The sequence below is a fragment of the Pseudomonas sp. B21-056 genome (assembly GCF_026016325.1).
Classification (GTDB): domain Bacteria; phylum Pseudomonadota; class Gammaproteobacteria; order Pseudomonadales; family Pseudomonadaceae; genus Aquipseudomonas.
Genome location: NZ_CP087203.1, coordinates 5,517,851 through 5,540,306 on the forward strand (window position 1 = coordinate 5,517,851; position 22,456 = coordinate 5,540,306).

21 protein-coding genes are annotated in these 22,456 nt (G+C 62.2%); 12 read left to right on the plus strand and 9 right to left on the minus strand.

Annotated features, from left to right (window positions below):
- Nucleotides 1-13 precede the first annotated feature (13 nt).
- Nucleotides 14-907, plus strand: coding sequence for a cation diffusion facilitator family transporter (locus LOY67_RS24020; RefSeq protein WP_265064737.1), 894 nt, complete (start codon nt 14-16; stop codon nt 905-907).
- A 49-nt stretch (nt 908-956) separates the two neighbouring features.
- Here the strand turns inward: LOY67_RS24020 and LOY67_RS24025 are convergent, their stop codons facing one another.
- Entirely contained in the window at nt 957-1,976 is a 1,020-nt protein-coding gene (locus LOY67_RS24025; protein ID WP_265064738.1) for a DUF6515 family protein, read from the minus strand.
- Between the two features lie 415 nt (nt 1,977-2,391).
- Here LOY67_RS24025 and LOY67_RS24030 point away from each other — a divergent pair, with 415 nt between their 5' ends.
- Entirely contained in the window at nt 2,392-2,871 is a 480-nt protein-coding gene (locus tag LOY67_RS24030) for an Lrp/AsnC family transcriptional regulator (RefSeq protein ID WP_024780290.1), read from the plus strand.
- 205 nt (nt 2,872-3,076) lie between these two features.
- Nucleotides 3,077-3,286 (plus strand): DUF2788 domain-containing protein, encoded by a 210-nt coding sequence (locus LOY67_RS24035; protein WP_003185724.1) that lies wholly within the window; start codon nt 3,077-3,079, stop codon nt 3,284-3,286.
- On the opposite strand, the gene LOY67_RS24040 is transcribed toward LOY67_RS24035, so the two are convergent.
- From LOY67_RS24040 to LOY67_RS24060, 5 genes are all read right to left on the minus strand, one after another.
- Nucleotides 3,281-3,916: a pseudouridine synthase gene (locus LOY67_RS24040; RefSeq protein WP_265064739.1), complete on the minus strand. Its 636-nt coding sequence runs from the start codon at nt 3,914-3,916 to the stop codon at nt 3,281-3,283. The genes LOY67_RS24035 and LOY67_RS24040 overlap by 6 nt on opposite strands.
- A 73-nt stretch (nt 3,917-3,989) precedes the next feature.
- Complete coding sequence (gene amn / locus LOY67_RS24045) at nt 3,990-5,489, minus strand: AMP nucleosidase (protein WP_175363881.1); 1,500 nt, start codon at nt 5,487-5,489, stop codon at nt 3,990-3,992.
- 217 nt (nt 5,490-5,706) lie between these two features.
- Nucleotides 5,707-6,675 (minus strand): IS110 family transposase, encoded by a 969-nt coding sequence (locus LOY67_RS24050; RefSeq protein ID WP_265063452.1) that lies wholly within the window; start codon nt 6,673-6,675, stop codon nt 5,707-5,709.
- A 316-nt stretch (nt 6,676-6,991) separates the two neighbouring features.
- A complete protein-coding gene (locus tag LOY67_RS24055; protein ID WP_265064740.1) occupies nt 6,992-8,641 on the minus strand; it encodes an acyl-CoA dehydrogenase family protein in 1,650 nt (549 codons plus the stop codon).
- Nucleotides 8,642-8,713: 72 nt separating this feature from the next.
- Nucleotides 8,714-11,098 carry a hybrid sensor histidine kinase/response regulator gene (locus tag LOY67_RS24060; protein ID WP_265064741.1) on the minus strand — a complete coding sequence of 795 codons (2,385 nt, stop codon included), beginning with the start codon at nt 11,096-11,098 and terminating at the stop codon, nt 8,714-8,716.
- A 300-nt stretch (nt 11,099-11,398) separates the two neighbouring features.
- On the opposite strand from LOY67_RS24060, the gene LOY67_RS24065 reads away from it, so the two are divergent.
- The 4 genes from LOY67_RS24065 (at nt 11,399) to LOY67_RS24080 (ending at nt 14,933) form a co-directional block, all read left to right on the plus strand.
- Complete coding sequence (locus LOY67_RS24065) at nt 11,399-12,196, plus strand: hydroxymethylpyrimidine/phosphomethylpyrimidine kinase (protein WP_265064742.1); 798 nt, start codon at nt 11,399-11,401, stop codon at nt 12,194-12,196.
- A 31-nt stretch (nt 12,197-12,227) separates the two neighbouring features.
- Entirely contained in the window at nt 12,228-12,854 is a 627-nt protein-coding gene (thiE, locus tag LOY67_RS24070; protein WP_265064743.1) for a thiamine phosphate synthase, read from the plus strand.
- A gap of 23 nt (nt 12,855-12,877) precedes the next feature.
- Nucleotides 12,878-14,161 carry a glutamate-1-semialdehyde 2,1-aminomutase gene (gene hemL / locus LOY67_RS24075; protein WP_265064744.1) on the plus strand — a complete coding sequence of 428 codons (1,284 nt, stop codon included), beginning with the start codon at nt 12,878-12,880 and terminating at the stop codon, nt 14,159-14,161.
- A 217-nt stretch (nt 14,162-14,378) separates the two neighbouring features.
- On the plus strand, nt 14,379-14,933 hold the full coding sequence (locus LOY67_RS24080; protein ID WP_265064745.1) for a tetratricopeptide repeat protein: 555 nt from the start codon (nt 14,379-14,381) through the stop codon (nt 14,931-14,933).
- A gap of 146 nt (nt 14,934-15,079) precedes the next feature.
- Here the strand turns inward: LOY67_RS24080 and LOY67_RS24085 are convergent, their stop codons facing one another.
- Complete coding sequence (locus LOY67_RS24085; protein ID WP_024780849.1) at nt 15,080-15,409, minus strand: DUF1820 family protein; 330 nt, start codon at nt 15,407-15,409, stop codon at nt 15,080-15,082.
- Between the two features lie 132 nt (nt 15,410-15,541).
- Here LOY67_RS24085 and miaB point away from each other — a divergent pair, with 132 nt between their 5' ends.
- The 5 genes from miaB (at nt 15,542) to lnt (ending at nt 20,975) form a co-directional block, all read left to right on the plus strand.
- Nucleotides 15,542-16,870, plus strand: coding sequence for a tRNA (N6-isopentenyl adenosine(37)-C2)-methylthiotransferase MiaB (miaB, locus tag LOY67_RS24090; protein ID WP_265064746.1), 1,329 nt, complete (start codon nt 15,542-15,544; stop codon nt 16,868-16,870).
- Nucleotides 16,871-17,086: 216 nt separating this feature from the next.
- Complete coding sequence (locus tag LOY67_RS24095; RefSeq protein ID WP_265064747.1) at nt 17,087-18,094, plus strand: PhoH family protein; 1,008 nt, start codon at nt 17,087-17,089, stop codon at nt 18,092-18,094.
- Nucleotides 18,087-18,545, plus strand: a complete 459-nt coding sequence (ybeY, locus tag LOY67_RS24100) for an rRNA maturation RNase YbeY (RefSeq protein ID WP_265064748.1) — start codon at nt 18,087-18,089, stop codon at nt 18,543-18,545. Before LOY67_RS24095 ends, ybeY begins: the two co-directional genes overlap by 8 nt.
- Nucleotides 18,546-18,585: 40 nt before the next feature.
- Complete coding sequence (locus tag LOY67_RS24105; protein WP_025215634.1) at nt 18,586-19,425, plus strand: HlyC/CorC family transporter; 840 nt, start codon at nt 18,586-18,588, stop codon at nt 19,423-19,425.
- Nucleotides 19,426-19,451: 26 nt separating this feature from the next.
- Nucleotides 19,452-20,975, plus strand: coding sequence for an apolipoprotein N-acyltransferase (lnt, locus tag LOY67_RS24110; protein ID WP_265064749.1), 1,524 nt, complete (start codon nt 19,452-19,454; stop codon nt 20,973-20,975).
- 179 nt (nt 20,976-21,154) lie between these two features.
- Here lnt and LOY67_RS24115 read toward each other — a convergent pair whose 3' ends face one another.
- Nucleotides 21,155-21,916, minus strand: a complete 762-nt coding sequence (locus LOY67_RS24115; RefSeq protein ID WP_265064750.1) for a YdcF family protein — start codon at nt 21,914-21,916, stop codon at nt 21,155-21,157.
- 115 nt (nt 21,917-22,031) lie between these two features.
- A complete protein-coding gene (locus LOY67_RS24120) occupies nt 22,032-22,352 on the minus strand; it encodes a hypothetical protein (protein ID WP_265064751.1) in 321 nt (106 codons plus the stop codon).
- Nucleotides 22,353-22,456: the final 104 nt, after the last annotated feature.

Sequence of the window (22,456 nt, forward strand, 5' to 3'; positions counted from 1 at the left end):
GAACGACCGCGCCATGACCACCGGCACCGAACACGCTCGCCTGCTACGCCTGGCCACCCGCGCCTCGGTGGCCGTGGCGTCGATCCTGATTATCGCCAAGGCACTGGCCTGGTGGCTGAGCGGTTCGGTGAGCATGCTCGCCGGCCTGACCGACTCGGCACTGGACGGCGTCACGTCGCTGCTCAACCTGCTGGCGGTGCATTACGCCCTGCGCCCCGCCGATGCCGATCATCGCTACGGTCACGGCAAGGCCGAGTCCCTGGCCGGCATGGCCCAGGCGCTGTTCATCGGCGGCAGTGCCGTGTTGATTGCCTTGCAAGCCTTCGAACGCCTGAAGAACCCGGTCCCGGTGGATGCGCCCTGGCTCAGTGTCGGCGTGATCGTGTTTTCCCTGGTGCTGACCCTGGCGCTGCTGGCGTTGCAGCATCGGGTGATTCGCGTTACCGGCTCCACCGCCGTGCGCGCCGACTCGCTGCACTACCGTTCCGACCTGTTGCTCAACGGCAGCATCCTGGTGGCGCTGGTGCTGGCCGGGTTCGGCTGGTATCAACTCGACGCCTGGTTCGGCCTGGGCATCGCCGCGTACATTTTGTGGAGCGCCATCCAGATTGGCCGGGAAAGCTTTGCCGTGCTGATGGATGAAGAACTGCCACCCGACGTCAGCCAGCACATGCTGGAACTGGCCTGCGCCGTGCCCGGTGTACTCGGCGCCCATGACCTGCGCACGCGGATCTCGGGCAACCACTGGTTCGTGCAATTGCATCTGGAGTTGCCTGGGGAACTGACCTTGTCAGTGGCCCACGGCATCAGCGACCAGGCGGCCGATGCGATTCATCGTGCTTATCCGAAGGCCGAGGTGCTGGTGCATGCCGATCCTTCAGAGGTGGTGAAAGCGGCCAGCGCCTGATGTCTGCAGGAGTCATTGTGGCGAGGGGACTGCATTCCAGGCTGAATGCTCAGTAACTCACCTGATACCCACGACTGCTCAAGCAACTCCCCTGGGCCTGCCGGTAGGTCTGCACCACTTCCGGCGCCGGTGGGTAGGTGTAGTTGCGCGGGTCGAAGCCGCTTTGCTGCACCGCCCAGCGATAACAGTCGTAGCCGTCCTGGTTGACTTGCTCGGGTGACTGGCCGTTGGCTGGATACGCCACCACGTCGTAGCCATTGCCCTGGGGTTGAGGCTGCGGGTTGGCGACCGGCGCGTCGACCACGACGTAATCCTGGGTGTTGGCCTCGTAGATGTAATAGGCGCCGGCGGCGAGGAAAAACAGCGAACTGCCGATCCAGACCTCCCGGGCATAATCGGGCAGGTAACGGGTACGGATGCCCCGTGGCGGCTGCACCACGACATAGCGCGGCCCTTGTGGGCGATACCAATAGCCGCCCGAGAAGAAATAGTCCTGGCCGCGATAAGGCACGCGGTAATTGCGATCCGGGAAGCGGTCGATCACATAACCGGGACGATATTGCGGCCCCGGTCCCCAACCATTTCCATGTCCGTCCGGACGACCGGCCCAGTGCTGGTCGGGGCGATTGTCATGCTCGGGGCGTGGTCGATTGCTCGGATAGCCGTCGCTGCGGCGCGGGATATCGCGGTAGTAGCCCGGTTGCGGTTCACGGGTCTGGGTCACGCTGTCGGGACGGCCCTGGATCGGCAGGTTATTGCCCGGCTGCTGCTGTTGCTGCTGCTGCGGTGGACGACCATGACCGTTGGGATCCTGAGGTGATCGGTCATGCCATTGCCCACCCTGGCGCTGGGCGCCGGGTTCGAACTGGCGGCTGTTGTCACCGCGGATGATTTCGTTGTTCCGAGGCCGGGGTTGTTCAGCATGACCCTGGCTATTGCCGCCGCGCTGGTCGTGGTCACGCCCGCCGTCCGGGCCACCACGGTTTTGCTGATCATCGGCCATCCCTTGCGCACTGACACTTGCCCACAACAGACCAACACCTGCCAAACGCCAGATGCGCGACTTCATGTTATTCCTCACAACGGTTCAGGGCCTGATGATAAGACTGGGAAAAGCCCAGGCCGGTTCTGCAACAGGTTATCAGGCGCGAGATTTATTTCGCAGGCATTAAAAAAGGGAGACCCGTCGGCCTCCCCTTGAGAACTTCGTCCGTGCTCGACGCTTTTGACGTCGGCTCACCTCACGCCGTCTTCTGGACAGTGTGCAGCTCGGGGGTCTGCCGACACCGGTGGGTGCCGCGACCGCAGCCGGCCTGATTGGGCGGGCCGCACTGGACTGTTTGTCCGAGCAGTGATCTTGGTGATAAGAATAAGCCTGGGGCGCCGACAGGGGATTGCTAAGATTGCGGAAATAAACATCACTTGCGCAATTTTTAACTCAGGATAGATAATCTGCCGCAATTATCCAGATAAAGGCCTGACCGATGAGCAAACTCGACCGTTACGACCTGAGCATTCTGGCGGAATTGCAGCGCGACGCACGCATCTCCAACCAGGAACTGGCCGAACGCATCGGCCTGTCGCCCTCGCCCTGTTCACGGCGGGTCAAGCAGTTGGAGGACGACGGCTACATCACCCGCCAGGTCGCCCTGCTCGACCGCAAGATGCTCGGCCTGAGCCTGACCGCCTACGTACTGATCGGCATGGACCGTCACACCCCCGAACGTTTCGAAAACTTCGAAGCCGCGATTCGCAACCTGCCGCAGGTGCTGGAGTGCAGCCTGGTGACCGGCATGGACGCGGATTACCAGCTCAAGGTGGTGGTGCCGGACATGGACCACTACCAGAAACTGCTGCTGGGCCACCTGACCCGGATCGACGGGGTCACCAGCGTGCGCTCGAGCTTTGTGCTGAACCAGGTGCTCAGCAGTACCGAGCTGCCGTTGACCCATCTGCGCAGCTGATTACGCCATCGCGAGCAGGCTCGCTCCCACAAGGATTGCAGTGAAAGCAGGCTCCGCGATCCCCTGTGGGAGCGAGCCCGCTCGCGAAAGCGTCCTCCCAGGCGATGAATAGCTGCGACACACCGCCGCAGGTCAACTCTTCGCCCTGCCCCCATGCCGTATACTCGCCCCGCCTTTTCAACCCCGCCCACGCCGGAGTGTTCCGATGGATCCTGCCGTTTTCGAAGAGTGGATGATGACCGGCCTGGTCAGCATCCTGATCATTTTCATGGGTTTCATCGTCTGGGATCTGGCGAAGAAGTCCAAGGCCGGGCGCTTCGGTTCGTTCATCCTGTTTTTCGTGCTGGGACTCGGCGTGGCGGCGTTCGTCATCAAGAGCGTGGTGATCGGCCTGATCGAGTCCGGGGCGTTATAAACGCGCCGGGACCTCTTTCCACTGGCCCTGATCGAGCCCTTCGATCGTCCAGTCGCCGATCCTGACCCGCACCAGTCGCAGCGTCGGCAAGCCCACGGCAGCGGTCATGCGCCGCACCTGGCGATTGCGTCCCTCGCGTATCACCAGTTCCAGCCAGCTCGTAGGCACGCTTTTACGAAAGCGCACCGGCGGGTTGCGCGGCCATAGCTGCGGCTCGTCCAGCTGTCGCGCCTCGGCGGGCAGCGTCATGCCGTCGTTCAACTCGACACCTTCGCGCAGACGCTGGAGCTGTTCGGCGCTCGGCTCACCTTCCACCTGCACCCAGTAGGTCTTCGCCAGCTTGTGCCTGGGATCAGCGATACGCGCCTGCAATTGCCCGTCATTGGTGAGCAACAACAGCCCTTCGCTATCGCGATCCAGCCGCCCGGCCGGGTAAATGCCCGGGATGTCGATAAAATCCTTGAGCGTCGCCCGCCCCTCGCCATCGCTGAATTGGGTCAGCACGTCAAAAGGCTTGTTGAACAGGATCAGCTTCGGCTCGACCGGGGGTGCCTTCGCGACCCGGCGCAAAGCGGATGCAGGGGGCTTCACGCCAGGGCGGCGGGAAGCGGGACGTGGAGGACGGGACATGGCAGCAACATCTAACGGTCAGGGCCGACCATGCTAGTGGCCCGACCGTTAAATGACCACCGTCCGAACGGTATCAGCGGAACGGCGGCTCATCGAAGCTGCGCAGTTTGCGCGAATGCAAGGAATTGAGCTGGTTGCGCAACAGATCCAGCGCCTCGATGCCGATTTTCAGGTGTTGGTTGACCGCCCGCTCATAGAACGCGTTGGCCGAGCCCGGCAGCTTGATCTCACTGTGCAGCGGTTTGTCCGAGACGCAAAGCAACGTGCCATACGGCACTCGCAGGCGATAACCCTGGGCGGCGATGGTGCCACTCTCCATGTCCACCGCCACGGCGCGGGACAGGTTGATCAGCGGACGCTCCTGGGCCCAGCGCAATTCCCAGTTGCGGTCGTCGTAGGTCAGCACGGTGCCGGTGCGCAGGCGTTTCTTCAGCTCATCGCCCTTTTCGCCGGTGATGTTCGCCGCGGCCTGCTGAAGCGCCAACTGCACTTCCGCCAAGGCGGGAATCGGGATATTCGGCGGTACCACCCGGTCGAGAATGCCATCACGGCGCATGTAGGCGTGGGCCAGCACATAGTCGCCGATGGTCTGTGACTGCCGCAGCCCGCCACAGTGGCCGATCATCAGCCAGCAATGAGGTCGCAGCACGGCCAGGTGGTCGGTGATGTTCTTGGCGTTGGAAGGACCGACACCGATGTTCACCAGAGTCACGCCATGACCATCATTGGCTTGCAGGTGATAGGCCGGCATCTGGTAGCGGTGCCAGACCACGCCGGCGGCGATGGCCGAGGCTTCGCTGTGGTCCATGTTTTTGTCGATGATCACGTTGCCCGGCAGGACCATGCGCACGAAACGCGGGTCACTGCGCAACTGCTCCAGGCCATGGACGATGAACTGGTCGACATAGCGGTGATAGTTGGTCAGCAGGATCCACGGCTGCACATGGCGCCAGTCACTGCCGGTGTAGTGCACGAGACGGCGCAGGGAGAAGTCCACACGGGCCGCGTCGAACAGCGACAGGGGCAGCGGGTCGGTGTTTTCCCAGTCATACAGGCCATCGGCGATGCCATCGGTGGCGGCCGACAGGTCGGTGCTGGGGAATACCCGCGCCAGCACTGCCGCCGTCACACCGGAACCGGCCAGCTCATCGCCCTGTTCCACCACGTAAGGGTAGGGAATGTTCTGCTCGCTGACACCCACTTCCACGGTGACGGTGAAGTCGTGCATCAGCGGGACGAGTTGCTCCAGCAGGTATTTACGGAACGCGGCAGGATGGGTGACGGTGACGCTGTAGGTGCCCGGCAACTGGACCTTGGCGTAGGCGCGGGTGGTTTGCGGGACCTCGCCGTGGCAATGGTAGGTCAGGCGCAGGGCCGGATAGCGGAACAGCGCACGTTGCTCGGCATCCGGCTCGATGCGGTCCTTGAGATAGCGCATGAGCGCCTGGTTCAACGCGGTGGTCGCACGCTCGTGCAGGGCCGCCAGGCGATCCACAGCTTGTTCGGCGGTTTGAACGACAATAAACGCTTCGGTCACGATCAGCTTCCTGTGTTCTGACTTGCAGACCTTCATCTTGCCTGCATCGTCGTCCGACGGGAACAGTGGCGTGTTGGACACCGTCGATCACTCACCGAAGAGTCAATGTGGGAGCGAGCTTGCTCGCGATAGCGGTGGGTCAGCCTGCATCGATGCTGGATGTGCCGACGCCATCGCGAGCAAGCTCGCTCCCACATTGGGATCTTCGCTGAACAAGACATCTGTGCTCGACACAAATCTCCTGTGGGAGATTCTATGGTGCATGACTAGCCTTCAAATGCCTTTCTGGCAGGTATTCGCTCTGATTCTGCAGCAGAGCGAATACTACGCGGGCAAGCTTGCGCGACAGCGCCACCATGGCCTGAGTTGTACTTAGTCCCCGTGCCAGCAACGCCTCATAGAACCCCTTCCATCGCTCCGTGCGCCTTGCCGACATCGCTGCGTTGTGCAGCAGTCGGCGAGCTTCTGGATCACCTCGTTTGGTCAAGCAGCGGCGACCCTGTTTTCGCCCTGATTGCGATATGCGCAGGTCCAGCCCCAGAAAAGCGATGAAGGCATCGGCATTTTTGAAATCCCCCCGCTGAAACGAGGTGAGCAACCGGGCGCCGGTCAACAGGCCAATGCCTTCAACTTTCATGCAGCGCTTGAGCTGACCCAGCAAGCCTGCGTCCTTCAGCTCATCCTGGATCTTTTTTTCGACCAGGGTTTCCAGCCGTTGCATCGCGCCTATCTGGCGTTTGAACGCGGCTTTGAGTAACGGCTCGTTCGCCCAGCTTTGGCTCAGGCTGACACGGGCCTGGACCACAGCCGCACGGCGTCGGAAAAGGCTTACGAGCCGGCGATACAAGGGCGATGGCGGGTTCCAGGGATGCAGTTCCTGGCCTTCGTTCTTCAGGTAACGGGCCAACAGGCGAGCATCCAGTGCATCGGTTTTGGCGCGCACGTTCACGCCTTTGCGGTAGTGACTGAGCTCATAGCCACCGACCATGTAGATCACGCAGCCGGCCTTGTGAGCCAGATCGGCGAACTCCAGGTGATAGATATTGGTGGCTTCGATGGCAATATCCACCTGCATGGACAAGGCCTTGAGCCACTTCTTAATCGCAGTTTTGTTATTGGGGACTATCTCAAGCTGATCGGTTTCGGCGTGATACATCACCAACTCATCCTTGGCGACATCCACACCCACAATCGGCTTGACGAGGGGAATCGGCATTGCCATTGAAAACTCTCCGGGCTAAGGTTTGAACACTTGAAGGGTTCACCCAGAGGCGCAGGCTTGTTCCTATCGTCGGTCTAGGCCAGATGCATTCTTTATCGGCGCTTGGGTGTGAAAGGAGGAGGGGTAAAATCTCCCACGGTCTGTACTGCGGCTAACAGTCAGAAGCGAACCTTGTCCCTCCTCCTCCCTTCAAGTCCTACCATACAAGCGAGCCTGCTCGCGATGGCGGTGGGTCAGCTTGCATCGATGCTGGATGAGCCGGCGCCATCGCGAGCAGGCTCGCTCCCACATTGGGCTGGTGTCTGTCGCTGGCTTCTCAAAACCCTTGCGGGGTCGAGCGCGTCACGATGGCTTCCACGTTCAAACCTCGCGGCAAGGCGCCGTAGACCCGACCAGTCGAACCCAGGCGGCTGGCGATGAAGGCGTCGCTGACGTCGCTGTTGCCCGCTTCGAGCAACAACCTGGCTTGCAGGCCCACGGCGATGTCTTCGGTCAATTGCCGGGCGCGGTACTGGATGTCGTCGGTGTCCTTGAACGCTCCATGCAGTTGATCGATATGGGCCGCCAAGCGTTTATCGCCATGACCGTCACCCAATTCGCTGAACAGCACCTCAAGTACCCCTGGTTCTTTGGACAGGGCCCGCAACACATCGAGGCATTGCACGTTGCCGGAGCCTTCCCACGTTGAATTGACCGGCGCCTCCCGATACAGGCGCGGCAGAATACTGTCTTCGACATAACCGGCGCCCCCCATGCACTCGGCAGCTTCATTGATCATCGCGGGCGCGCGCTTGCAGATCCAGTACTTGCCCACCGCCGTCACCAGCCGGGCGAACTTGGCCTCGTGCTCGTCACTCAGGTGATCCAGCGCCCGGCCCATGCGCAAACTCAAGGCCAACGCGGACTCGCTTTCCAGGGCCAGGTCGGCCAACACGTTTTGCATCAACGGCTGCTCGCTCAACAGCTTGCCGCCGACCTTGCGATGGGCACAGTGATGACTGGCCTGGGTCAGCGCCTGGCGCATCAGGGCGCTGGAGCCGACCATGCAATCGAAGCGGGTCATGGCGACCATCTCGATAATGGTCGGCACGCCGCGCCCTTCTTCACCGACCATCCAGGCCAGGGCACCGCGGAACTCGACTTCGCTGGACGCATTGGAACAGTTGCCCAGCTTGTTTTTCAACCGCTGGATGTAGAACTGGTTGCGGGTGTCGTCCGGGCGATGGCGCGGCAACAGGAAACAGGTCAGGCCCTTGTCGGTCTGGGCCAGGGTCAGGAAGGCATCGCACATCGGCGCCGAACAGAACCACTTGTGACCCACCAGCTCATAGGCCTGGCCCGGCCCCCTGGCCCCCACCGGAAAAGCCTTGGTGGTGTTGGCCCGGACATCGGTACCACCTTGTTTCTCGGTCATTGCCATGCCGAGGGTGACGCCGGCCTTGTGGGCCATGCCGACATTGCGCGGGTCATACTCGGTGGCGAGCACCTTCGGCAGCCAACGCTCAGCCAGATCCGGTTGCAGGCGCAACGCCGGGACACTGGCAAATGTCATGGTCAGCGGGCAACCGGTGCCGGCTTCTGCCTGGCTGTGCAGATAAGTCAGCGAAGCACGGGCCACATGAGCACCGGCTTGCGGATGGGCCCAGGGCAAACTGGGCAGGCCATGCTCGACGGCAGTACGCATCAACTGATGATACGCAGGATGAAATTCCACCAGGTCGATGCGATGACCATAACGATCATGGCTGGAGAACACCGGCTTGTTCTGGTTCGCCAGGAACCCCGCCTCCATCAGCGGCCCGCCGGCCAGCGCGCCATACTCATCGATCCGCGCCTGGGCCCAGCCGGCGCCAAAACGCTGAGACCATTGTTGCAGCGGCAGGTCGATGCGATACAGGTTGGCACCGTCCAGGGACAGCGGCTGATTGGTGACGTCGTGGGTTTCGGCGAACTGGTGCAGGTTCATGACGGGGTCCTCGGTCGGCCAGCAGGAACCAGTTAAGCACCGCCTCCTGGCTGAACAAAGTGTCATACCCGCCTAAATGTCGGCGCTTTCACCCTGTTTCGGACAGAGTACGCGGCGTTGCAGAGTCGCCTGCAACACCTCGAATTTCACCGGTTTGCCCAGGTAATCGACCAAGGCACCCGCCGGGCAACCATTCGGGCTCAGGTTCGGGCCAACCACCAGCACCGGCATGTCCTCACAGCCCACCAGGGTGCGGATCTGGCAGCAGACCGACACACCGTCCAGCGGGGGCGACTGGCAATCGAGCACCACCGCATCGAAACTCTCGCCGCGCAACATCTCCAGCGCCCCACGACCACTGTCGACGGTGCGCACCCGGTAGCCCAGCTTGAGCAGCATGCCGCGCATGACCAATTGATCGATGCTGTCATCATCGGCCAGCAACACTGTGCAGTCCTGAGGCTGACGCGCATCTTGCCTTCCGCTGAACGAAAACGGCGTGGGAACCGCCATCGGCAAGGCCATTTCAAACTCGATATCGAGCTGGAAACGACTGCCGCGACCGGGCTCGGAGGTATGGGTCAAGCGTCCACCCATCAACCCCACCAGTTGCCGACAAATCGCCAGCCCCACGCCCAGGCCACCGTACGCACGGGTCATGGAACCGTCGAGCTGGAAAAAGCGCTGGTACAAGGTCGCCTCGCCCAGATCGGTGAAGCCGATCCCCGTGTCGATCACGGCGAAGGACAAGCTCCAGCGATCATGCTCCATCGGCTTGCCGCTGACCCGCAGCGCCAGGCCGCCCACCCGGGTGAACTTGATGGCGTTGTCCAGCAGGCATTCCAGGCACTGGGTCAGTTTGCAACTGTCACCGAGCAAGCGATCCGCCAGACCCGGCGCCACATCAACCTTGAAATCCAGGCCCTTGGCCTGGGCATTGGCCGCGAACTGCACCTGCAAGACATCGACCACCGCGCGCAGGCTGAACGGCTTCGGATTGACCTTGAGCTTGCCGGCCTGCAACTCAGTGAGGGTGAGCATGCCGTTGACCATACGCATCATGTCCCGCGCCGAACCGGCGGCGGTCTGTTGGTATTGGGTCAGTTCCTCGTCCATCTCGACGGTTTCCATCAACTCCAGCGAGCCGATCACGCCATTCATGGGCGTGCGCAGCTCGTGGGTCAGGGTCGCGAGGAACTCGTCCTTGAGCTTGTTGCCGTGGGCCAGTTGCTGGTTGAGCAATTCCAGCTTCTGCCCGGCGTCCAGCAGGGTCTGGGCCTGTTGTTCGCGCATGGCGTTGATGCGGTCGGCCAGGGCCAGGGACAGCAATGCCACTTCAATGGCCGAGCCGATCTGGCTGGCGTACATGGTCAGGAATACGTTCGGCAGATAACCCAGCACCATCAGGGTGTTGACGATGCCCCCCAGCAAAAACGCCGACCAGGCGATGATGAAATAACGCGCCACCCTAAGCCCGCGCCACCAGGCGAGCAGTCCGGCGGCAAAAATCACCACTGTGAACACCAGCGCCAGCGCCGTCGCCAGACGCAATGCCAGGGCGTAACTGGCCATCAGCGACAGGCCCACCACCACCGCACTGAATACCATCAGAGCCAGCAACAGGCGATCAAGCCAGCTGCTGTGTTGAGCGGTTTGCAGGAAACTGCGGGCAAACTGGCTGCCGAACAAGCCCGCGCAGCCGATGAAGAATGGTGTCGCGGCGTTGGTCCACCAAGGGTTGTCCGGCCAGAAATACTCGGCCGCGGCACCGTTGACCGACAACTGGTACAGGCCGAACGAGGCGATATAAACGATGTAATAGAGGTAACTGGTGTCCCGCACGCTCAGGTAGATGAACAGGTTGTACACCAGCATGCCCAGCAGCACGCCATAGATGATCCCCAGCACGTACAGGCGCACCGGTTGTTGTTCAAGATAAGCAGTGCTGGACCACAGCGTCAGCGGTGCCTGGATCGACCCCTGGCTTTGCAGGCGCAGGTAAACGGTCTGGCGCTGATCGGCGAGAAAATCCAGGCTGAACAGGTAGCTGTTCTGACGAATCTCCCGGGCACTGAACGGTAGCGCATCGCCGGTCTGCCGAACCAGGCGATAAACGCCATCGGCATCAGGCAGATACAGATCAAGGTGATCCAATGGCGGATAGGCCAGCTCCAGCAACCAGGTGCGCTGGGCATTCACATTGTGGGGGCGGTAGTGCAGGTCGATCTTCAGCCAGAACGCCGACCGCGAGTAACCGGCGTTCAGGGTTTCCTTGTCGTGGGGTTTGAAGCGACCGGTTGCAGCCTCCGCCAGCACGTCGTCGATGGTGGCGGTGCCGTTGGCGTCTTCGAACACTTGCAGCGCCTGGCCCAGGGGCAGGCTTTGGGTGAATTCGTCGAATTCGAGGGCGCTTGCCAAGGGGGACAAGCACAGCAGCAACATCAGCAAATAGCGCATTTAAGCCCCAGCGTGGCCTGTCCGGTTGAGTCAGGAAGCCCCCCATTCCCTGAGTAGACGTAAAACCGGCATTACCTGTTATGAGTTGGATCCATCCTTAGCATAGCCGTTGATGGCCAATTTGCACCATTGAAATTTCTTTCGAAGAAGGCTCTAGAACGGGCATTCCAGAGTAAAGCATTGAGATAGAGCTGTTGCTTTGGTCAGGTTGTCGCGCAACCCTGGAACATCGTTCTCCCCGTGACGGGGAAATTTATCGGTGGCGCCGACCGAAGGGGTTTGGTGGTAAGCTCGCGCACCATGAATATCTACAGCTCTCGCCCCGTTGTCCTCTGTCTCTCCGGCCATGATCCCAGTGGTGGCGCCGGCTTGCAGGCAGATATCGAAGCCCTGCTTGCCCAGGGTTGCCACGCCGCCCCGGCCGTTACCGCGCTGACCGTGCAAGACACGGTGAACGTGAGCGACTTCCGTGTACTCGATCGCGAGTGGGTCCTGGCCCAAGCCAATGCCGTGCTCAACGATTCGCCGGTCGCCGCGGTCAAGCTGGGCATGCTCGGCTCCCTGGAGATGGTCGACACGGTGGTCGAACTGCTCCAGGCGCATCCGCACCTGCCCATGGTCTGCGACCCGGTACTGCGCGCCGGCGGTGGCGGGCGACTGGGCAAGGATGAAGTCGGCTACGCCATGCGTGAACGCTTGCTGCCCCTGGCGATCATCGCCACCCCGAACCTGCCGGAAGCCCGCATCCTCGCCGAGCTGCCCGAGGGCAGCGCCGACGAGTGCGCGGAAAAACTGCTGCCCTTCGTCAAGCACCTGTTGATCACCGGCGGGCATGGCGACGAACATGAAGTCCATAATCGCCTGTACAGCCGTGACGGTCGCCGCGAGACATTCACCTGCCAGCGCTTGCCCGGCAGCTACCATGGTTCCGGCTGCACCCTGGCCAGCGCCCTGACCGGTCGACTGGCCCAGGGCGAACAGCTCGCCAGCGCCGTGCGCACAGCCCTGGACTACACCTGGCGGACCCTGCGCGACGCCGAACAACTGGGCAAAGGCCAGTTCGTTCCACGCCGCCTGCCGCTGGATTTCTGTTCGTAACATCTTTGCCTGTACGCCGGAGGGCTGTGGAATGAAATTACGTGGCCTCTATGCCATCACTGATAGCCAGTTGCTGGCCGGCAAATTCCTCGCCTATGTAGAAGCGGCGCTGGAAGGCGGCGTCACCCTGCTGCAATACCGCGATAAAAGCAGCGACGAGGCCCGGCGCCTGCGGGAAGCCGAAGCCCTGCGCGACCTGTGCGAGCGCTACAAAACCCAACTGATCATCAACGACGACGCCGAACTGGCCGCGCGCCTGGGCGTCGGTGTGCACCTGGGACAGACCGATGGGCCGCTGGCGCCGGTACGGGCATTGCTCGGGCACAAGGCGATCATCGGGTCCACCTGCCACTCCAGCCTGGACCTGGCCGCACAGGCCGCCGCCGAGGGCGCGAGCTACGTCGCCTTCGGCCGCTTCTTCAACTCCAACACCAAGCCCGGCGCGCCCAGTGCGAACCTTGAACTGCTCGACCAGGCCCGCCTCAAACTGCATGTACCGGTGTGCGCCATCGGCGGCATCACCCTGGACAACGCCACCCCGCTGGTGGCCCACGGCGTCGATCTGCTGGCCGTGGTCCATGGCCTGTTCGGCGCCGACAGCACTCAGGAAGTGACGCGCCGCGCCCGCGCATTCAACGATCTGTTGAAGATCAAATAATTTCCGTTTTCGAGAGACCGACCATGTCCCGTTCCGAAACCCTGTTTGCCAACGCCCAGAAACATATCCCCGGCGGTGTGAACTCGCCCGTCCGTGCGTTCAAGAGCGTCGGCGGCACCCCGTTGTTCTTCAAACACGCCGAAGGCGCGTACGTAACGGACGAAGACGATAAGCGCTACGTGGATTACGTGGGCTCGTGGGGTCCGATGATCCTGGGCCACAGCCACCCGGACGTGCTGGATGCCGTGCGCAAGCAACTGGAGCACGGCCTGTCCTACGGCGCCCCGACCGCCATGGAAACCGAGATGGCCGACCTGGTCTGCTCCCTCGTGCCGTCGATGGAGATGGTGCGCATGGTCAGCTCCGGCACCGAGGCGACCATGAGCGCGATCCGCCTGGCCCGGGGCTACACCGGTCGTGACAGCATCATCAAGTTCGAAGGTTGCTACCACGGCCACTCCGACAGCCTGCTGGTCAAGGCCGGTTCCGGCGCATTGACCCAGGGCGTACCGAGTTCCGCCGGCGTGCCGGCGGCGTTCGCCAGACACACCCTGACCCTGCCGTTCAACGACCTCGAAGAAGTCGAGAAGATGCTCGCTGACGTCGGCCAGGAAGTGGCCTGCATCATCGTCGAGCCAGTGGCTGGCAACATGAACTGCGTACCGCCGGCGCCGGGCTTCCTCGAAGGCTTGCGCAGCCTGTGCGACAAACACGGCGTGGTCCTGATCTTCGACGAAGTGATGACCGGTTTCCGTGTCGCCCTCGGTGGCGCCCAGGCCCATTACGGCGTGACGCCGGACCTGAGCACCTTCGGCAAGATCATCGGCGGCGGCATGCCGGTGGGCTGCTTCGGCGGCAAGCGCGCCATCATGGAATGCATCGCGCCACTGGGCCCGGTCTACCAGGCCGGCACCCTGTCGGGCAACCCACTGGCCATGGCCGCCGGCCTGACCACGCTGCGCCTGATCAGCCGCCCGGGCTTCCATGCCGAGCTGACCGATTTTACCACCCGCCTGCTCGACGGCCTGCAGATTCGCGCCGACGCCGCCGGCATCCCGTTCGTGACCACCCAGGCCGGCGGCATGTTCGGCCTGTATTTCAGTGGCGCCGACGACATCGTGACCTTCGAAGACGTGATGGCCAGCGACGCGGATCGCTTCAAGCGTTTCTTCCACCTGATGCTCGAAGGCGGCGTTTACCTGGCACCGAGTGCGTTCGAGGCCGGCTTCACTTCCATCGCCCATGGCGAGGCCGAGCTGAAGATCACCCTCGACGCCGCTGAGCGAGCCTTCGCCGCAATGAAATAAACCTGTGGATAACTGACGCTGGCTGACACCAGCGTCAGTGATTACCGACAAGCCTCGCCTCTTTTCCTACGTATTGATCTATAAAGCAGCCATCGACACGCTCTGGCAGCAGAAAAACGAGTAAAGACTTTGTAAGGAAGCCCCTGCTTATTTCATAATGCGCGCTTATTGGATCCCCCGGAGGGTCCGCGCGCCCCTCAGAGGTAAGTCGATTCCCATGAACCGCACCGGCCGCACCCTTGCCCTGGGCTGCCTGTTGCTCCTTCAGCCGCTGCTCGCGAACGCACAGGCAGGCGGTAACTCGTTGTTGATCCCGGCGATGGGCCGTTGCACGCTCAACACCCAGCCACAAGATCTCGCACCAGCCCTCGACGCCTGTCAAAAAGCGGCGGATGCAGGCGATGCACAAGCACAATACGAGTTGGGTGAGTTCTACTACGAAGGCAAGTCTGCGCCGCGCGACCTCAAGCAAGCCCTCAACTATTTCGAAAAAGCCTCGCTGCAAGGCCATGCCCAGGCGCAATTCAAGCTGGGCGGCATGTTCTTTCATGGCGAAGGCGTACCTGCCAACAACGTCCAGGCCTACATCGTGCTGAAGATGGCGGCGGTCAATGGCGCCGAAGATGCGCTGGACACCGCCGACGAAGTCGCCGAGCAGATGCCCCGTGCCGAACTGGAAGTGGCGACCCAGGTGCTGGGGCAGATCTTCCGAAAATACCTGATGGAACTGCAGAACGCCGATGGGCGTACGCCTTTCTCGCCCTTACCCTGACGGCCCCTTGTGGCGAGGGGATTTATCCCCGCTGGGCTGCGCAGCAGCCCCAGAAAACTTGAAGCCAACCAGAAATATCGAAGTGGCAGGGTCAGGGCCGCTTCGCGCCCCAGCGGGGATAAATCCCCTCGCCACAAAGGCCAGATTTACTTTTCCGGCATCGGCATCGGAAACGGCATCACATTGCCGACCGTTCCCCGGGCTTCGCTGATTTTCGGCGTACCCAGGCGCTCGACTTCGTCGATGCGCACGATCGAGTGCATCGGCACGAAGCTGCGCACCACGCCTTCGAACTGCGCCTTGAGCTTTTCTTCGCTCGGGTCGACGACCACTTGCGTGCGCTCGCCAAAGACGAACTCTTCCACTTCCAGGAAGCCCCACAGATCACTCTGATAGATCTGCTTGGCGTACATTTCGAACACCTGGCCCTGGTTGAGGAAAATCACCTTGTAGATTGGAGCTTCACGTTTGGTCATGGCGGGCGAAACACATCGGCAGGTAAAAATGAGGGCGCGAACTATAGCATAGCCACTGCTCGCACAGCGGTAGGAACCGCGGGACTTGTTCCCTATAATGCGCGGTTCTTTGAATCACGTGATGACCCGTCCATGGCCAAGAAGCTTTACATCGAAACCCACGGTTGCCAGATGAACGAGTACGACAGCTCGCGCATGGTCGATCTGCTGGGTGAGCACCAGGCCCTGGAAGTCACCGCACGCGCCGAAGACGCGGACGTGATCCTGCTCAACACCTGTTCGATCCGCGAACGCGCCCAGGACCGGGTCTATTCCCAGCTCGGCCGCTGGCGCGAACTGAAGCTGGCCAATCCGGAGATGGTCATCGCCGTGGGCGGTTGCGTGGCCAGCCAGGAAGGCGCCGCCATTCGGGACCGTGCGCCGTATGTGGACGTGGTCTTCGGCCCGCAGACCCTGCACCGCCTGCCGGAGATGATCGACGCGGCGCGTGTCACCAGGCTGCCGCAAGTGGACGTTTCGTTCCCGGAAATCGAAAAATTCGACCACCTGCCCGAGCCGCGTATCGATGGCCCGAGCGCCTATGTCTCGGTCATGGAAGGCTGTAGCAAGTACTGCACGTTCTGCGTGGTGCCCTACACCCGGGGCGAAGAAGTCAGCCGGCCCTTCGACGACGTGATCGCCGAGATCATCCACCTGGCGGAAAACGGCGTGCGGGAAGTGACCTTGCTGGGACAGAACGTCAACGGTTATCGCGGCCTGACCCACGACGGACGCCTGGCGGACCTCGCCGAACTGATCCGGGTGGTGGCGGCGGTGGACGGCATCGACCGCATTCGCTACACCACCTCCCATCCGCTGGAGTTCTCCGACAGCCTGATCCGCGCCCATGCCGAGGTCCCGGAGCTGGTCAAGCACCTGCACTTGCCGGTGCAGTCGGGCTCCGACCGGATCCTGGCAGCCATGAAGCGCAACCACACGGCATTGGAATACAAATCCAAGCTGCGCAAACTGCGGGCGGCGGTGCCGGGGATCTGCATCAGCTCGGACTTCATCGTCGGCTTTCCCGGCGAAACCGAGAAAGACTTCCAGCAGACCATGAAGTTGATCGAAGACGTCGGTTTCGACTTCTCCTACTCGTTCGTCTACAGCCAGCGCCCCGGCACCCCGGCGGCCGACATGGCGGACGACACCCCCGAAGAACTGAAAAAAGAACGGCTCAACGCCTTGCAACACCGCCTGAACCAGCAAGGTTTCGAGATCAGCCGACAAATGGTCGGCTCCGTCCAACGGATCCTGGTCACCGATTACTCGAAAAAAGACCCGGGTGAACTGCAAGGCCGGACCGAAAACAATCGGATCGTCAATTTCCGCTGCGACACTCCGGCGCTGATCGGCCAGTTCGCCGACGTGCACATCGACGCCGCGCAACCGCACTCGCTGCGCGGCTCGTTGATCCAATAACACCTCAATGCCCTGTGGGAGCGAGCTTGCTCGCGATGGCGGTTTAATACTCAGCATCTGTGTTGAATGTGACGCCCTCATCGCGAGCAAGCTCGCTCCCACAATGACCACGCCAAGCCCTGTGATCAGATTGCCCTGCTTAAGACCTTTCGCACCCAGCCTACTGGCGTTATCCTTGATTTCATCTCAATTGCCCCCGGGCGGCTAAAAACGACCTTGAACGCACCCATCGAACCTCATCGTTTCATTCTCGAGCCCTTTGAGGCTCGCCGCTTCGCCAATCTGTGCGGGCAATTCGACGAGCACCTGCGCTTGATCGAACAGCGCCTGGCCATCGAGATCCGCAACCGCGGAAACCAGTTCGAGCTGATCGGCGAACCCAAGCACACCACCTCCGCGGAAAACCTGCTGCGCCGCCTCTACCGGGAAACCAAGGGGAGCGAGCTGTCGCCGGACACCGTCCACCTGTTCCTGCAGGAGTCGGCTGTCGAAGAGCTCAACAACCACGCCCCCGCGGAGCCCGCCGTGGCCCTGCGCACGAAGAAAGGCATGATTCGCCCTCGCGGCTTGAATCAGCAGCGCTACGTGAAGGAAATCCTCGGCAACGACATCAATTTCGGTATCGGCCCGGCCGGTACCGGCAAGACCTACCTGGCCGTGGCTTGCGCGGTCGATGCCCTGGAACGCGAACAGGTGCGACGCATCCTGCTGGTGCGGCCGGCGGTCGAAGCCGGGGAAAAACTCGGCTTCCTGCCCGGCGACCTGGCCCAGAAGATCGACCCGTACCTGCGCCCACTCTATGACGCGCTGTATGAAATGCTCGGCTTCGAATACGTCGCCAAGCTGATCGAACGCCAGGTCATCGAAGTCGCGCCACTGGCCTACATGCGTGGCCGGACCCTGAACAACAGCTTCATCATCCTCGACGAAAGCCAGAACACCACGGTGGAGCAAATGAAAATGTTCCTGACCCGGATCGGCTTCGGCTCCACCGCCGTCATCACCGGGGACATCACCCAGGTCGACCTGCCCCGTGGCACCAAGTCCGGGCTGAACCATGTGATCCAGGTGCTCAAGGATGTGCCGGGCATCAGCTTCACGCATTTCCTGCCCAAGGACGTCGTGCGCCATCCGTTGGTGCAACGCATCGTCGAAGCCTACGAGCGCTTCGAACAGCGCGCCGAGGACCAGCAGGAAAGCAAAGGCAGCCGCCAAGATGCTTGAACTTGACCTGCAACTGGCCAGCGAGCACGCCGTCCCCAGCGAAGCCCAGTTCCGCCAGTGGTGCGAGCTGGCCCTGCGCCAGCGCAGCGCCGACTCGGAACTGACAATCCGCCTGGTGGACGAACCCGAAGGCCGCGAACTGAACCATACCTGGCGCCAGAAAGACTACGCGACCAACGTGCTGTCCTTCCCCGCCGACGTGCCCGACGAACTGCTCGACATCCCGCTGCTGGGGGACCTGGTGATCTGCGTCCCGGTGGTGGAGCGTGAAGCCACGGAACAAGGCAAACCTTGCGAGGCCCACTGGGCCCATCTGGTCATTCACGGCTGCTTGCATCTGCTCGGTTACGACCATATTGAAGATGACGAAGCCGAAGAAATGGAAGCACTGGAACGAACGTTGCTAGCAGAGCTGGGTCATGCCGATCCCTACGCCGGCGACGAACATTGATACATCAACCTGTAACGACAAAGGATTCAGAGTAATCGCTATGAGCGAAGATCGATCGAGCAACGGGCAGAAGTCATGGCTGGGCAAGCTCACCCAGGCTTTTGCCCATGAGCCGAAAAACCGCCAGGAGCTGCTGGAGCTGCTGCGCGATGCACACCAGAACAAACTGTTGGACAGCGAAGCGCTGGCCATCGTCGAAGGCGCCATCCAGGTCGCTGACCTGCAGGTACGGGACATCATGGTCCCGCGCTCGCAGATGGTCAGCATCAAGGCGACCCAGACACCCCGCGAATTCCTGCCTGCCGTGGTCGACTCCGCCCATTCGCGCTACCCGGTGGTCGGCGAGAGCCATGATGACGTCATGGGCGTGCTGCTGGCCAAGGATCTGCTGCCACTGATCCTTCAGGAGAACGGCGACAGCTTCAATATCAAGGACTTGCTGCGCCCGGCCACCTTCGTGCCCGAGTCCAAGCGCCTGAACGTGCTGCTGCGCGAGTTCCGCGCCAACCATAACCACATGGCCATTGTCATCGACGAGTACGGCGGCGTGGCCGGGTTGGTCACCATCGAGGACGTGCTCGAGCAGATCGTCGGCGACATCGAGGACGAGCATGACGTCGAGGAAGACAGCTACATCAAGCCACTGCCCAGCGGCGATTTCCTGATCAAGGCCCTGACGCCGATCGAGAACTTCAACGAATTCTTCGACAGCCAATTCTCCGACGACGAATTCGACACCGTCGGCGGCCTGGTGATGAGTGCTTTCGGGCACCTGCCCAAGCGCAACGAAACCACGGAAATCGGTTCCTGGCGCTTCCGCATCCTGAACGCCGACAGCCGCCGGATCCACCTGCTGCGCCTGTCGCCCATTGCCCGATAACCCCTGCGAGACCGCTAAGGACACACATGCGCTGGATAACCCGCCCCGGCTGGCCCGGTAACCTGCTGGCCGTGGCGGCCGGTGCGATCACCACCCTGGCCCTGGCGCCGTTCGACATCTGGCCGCTGGCATTGCTGGCGGTCGGGCTGTTCTATGCCGGGCTGCGCGAACTCTCGCCGCGCCAGGCCCTGGGCCGCGGCTGGTGCTTCGGCTTTGGCCTGTTTGGCGCCGGCACCAGTTGGATCTACGTCAGCATCCATAACTTCGGTGGCGCCTCGGTGCTGCTCGCCGGGCTGTTAATGCTACTGTTCGTGGCCGCTGTCGCCTGGTTTTTCGCCCTGCCCGCCTGGCTTTGGGCACGCTGGCTGCGGCGCAACGAAGCCCCGCTGGCCGACGCCCTGGCATTCGCCGCGCTGTGGCTGGGCCAGGAAGCCTTCCGCGGCTGGTTCCTCACGGGCTTCCCGTGGCTCTATTCCGGTTACAGCCAGCTCGATGGCCCCCTGTCTGGCCTCGCGCCGGTGGGTGGGATGTGGCTGATTTCCTTCACCCTGGCCCTGACCGCCGCGCTGCTGTACAACACCCCCCGCTTGCTCCGCGCCGCACGCAAAGGCTTCATCGCGGCGGGCGTGGCCCTGCTGATCGGCCCGTGGGTGGCCGGTATGGCGCTCAAGGGCCATGCCTGGACCAGCCCCTCGGGCGAGCCGCTCAGCGTCGCCGCCATCCAGGGCAACATCGAGCAAAGCATGAAGTGGGATCCGGAGCAGCTCAACGCGCAGTTGGCGCTGTACCGCGACATGAGCTTCACCTCCAAGCGCGTCGACCTGCTGATCTGGCCGGAAACCGCGGTCCCGGTACTCAAGGAGTCTGCCCAGGGCTACCTGGACATGATGGGCAGCTTCGCCGCCGAGCGGCATTCGGCGCTGATCACCGGCGTGCCGATTCGCCAACTGGTGCGGCATGAAAAGCGCTACTTCAACGGCATCACCGTGACCGGCGAAGGTGACGGCACCTACCTGAAGCAGAAACTGGTGCCGTTCGGTGAGTACGTGCCCTTGCAGGACCTGCTGCGCGGCCTGATCGCCTTCTTCGACCTGCCCATGTCGGACTTCGCCCGGGGCCCGGCCGATCAGCCGTTGCTGCAAGCCAAGGGTTACCAGATCGCGCCGTTCATCTGTTATGAAGTGGTGTACCCGGAGTTTGCCGCCAGCCTCTCGGCGCGCAGCGACCTGCTGCTGACCATCAGCAACGACACCTGGTTCGGCACCTCGATCGGCCCGCTGCAGCACCTGCAGATGGCCCAGATGCGCGCCCTGGAAGCCGGCCGCTGGATGATCCGCGCCACCAACAACGGCGTGACCGGCCTGATCAACCCCTTCGGCCAGATCACCGCGCGGATCCCGCAATTCGAACGCGGCATCCTGTACGGCGAAGTGGTGCCGATGCATGACCTGACGCCGTACCTGCAATGGCGCTCGTGGCCGTTGATCATCCTGTGCGTGTTGCTGTTGGGCTGGGCGTTGGTGACGAGCCGGATAGCCAAGACGGTCTGAAGCGCGCGCCCCCCAAGTTTGTGTGAACGCATTTGTGGCGAGGGGATTTATCCCCGCTGGGCTGCGAAGCAGTCCCAAAAACCTGACGCTGCGGTGTATCAGGCAGGTTGAATGGGGGCGCTTCGCGCCCCAGCGGGGATAAATCCCCTCGCCACAAGGACAGTCTCGCCTCTGAGCCGCTAACGATAGAACACCCAATACCCCACCAACCCCACCGCCTCATTCATCAACTGCCCCGACTGCCAGATCGACTTGAACTCCGGCATCCAGCCGCCCAGCGGCCGGGCATTGTCCTGCCCCAGGAAGCCCACCGGCGCCGGTACCACTTCAAACCCGGATCGCTGGAAACTCCAGACCGCTCGCGGCATGTGCCCCGCCTGGGTTACCACCACGACACGACGGATCCCTTCCGGCAGCAAAATCTCGGCGCTCATCTGCGCGTTTTCCCAGGTGGTGCGGCTGCGTCCCTCTTGCCAGCGCACGGTGACGCCGAAATCGTCCCGCAGCGAATCGGCCATCAGCTTCGCCTCACTGGGCGGCGTGCCGTAGTGCAAGCCGCCGGTGGTCAGCACGGGCAACCCCGACGCCTTGGCCAGCCGCGCCGCATAACGCTGGCGCTCCAGCCCGATGCCGGTGGGTTGGTCGGCGCCCCAGGCCCGGTCACCGCGTTCGCGGCCCGCGCCCAGCACCACGATGGCATCGGCACGCTGGGCCAGGCTCGCCCACTCGCTGCTCGGCAGCGGCGGCTCACGCTCCAGCATCCTGGCACTCCATTGCACCACGACGGGCAGGCTCATCAGCCAGAAACCACCCAACCCGGCGATAAAACACAGCCGGGCCAGGCGCGGCCGGGAGTTGCGCCACCACCAGGCAAGCGCCAGCAGCAGCAAAAGAATGCCGGGCGGCAGTAACAGTTGTTTGATGAAATAGCGAAACGGCATCGGGCATCTCCATAGATGCCCGAAGCCTAGGTGGGTTGACGCAAAGCGACAACAGATTCGAAAGAAGCCTGAATCAAAAGCTTGGACCAAAGAAGCGAAACCCGTGAATCCGGCTTTACTTGAACTGCAGTGACCGGACTTTTACAGCATCCTTGTCGGGCGTCCGATCCTTGAGCCAGACAACCTTGGCCGAATGGGGCGCATCAAGACGCTGGAGTACCTGGGCCCCGCTTGTGCGGGCCTGATGTCCGACCTGTTCGAGGTAAGCCTTGACCAGTTCGAACTCTGCGGGGCTCAAGCCACGCAGCTCCAGCTCTGCCGGACGTTCATCACGCAAGCGTCCGGCGGTTCTTGCAGCGTCCAGGGCCACCCCGAGACGATCGATCAGTTTTTCATACAACTCCGGTGTAGCGACTTTTCGTTGTGATTCAACCATCCCTCACCTCATTGAAGATAAGACTCACTCCCCATTGAGAAGCTTAGCTTCGTTGGGCAAACCGGCAGGACGCCGCGACCAACGGCCCTGAACGCCCAGCGGCG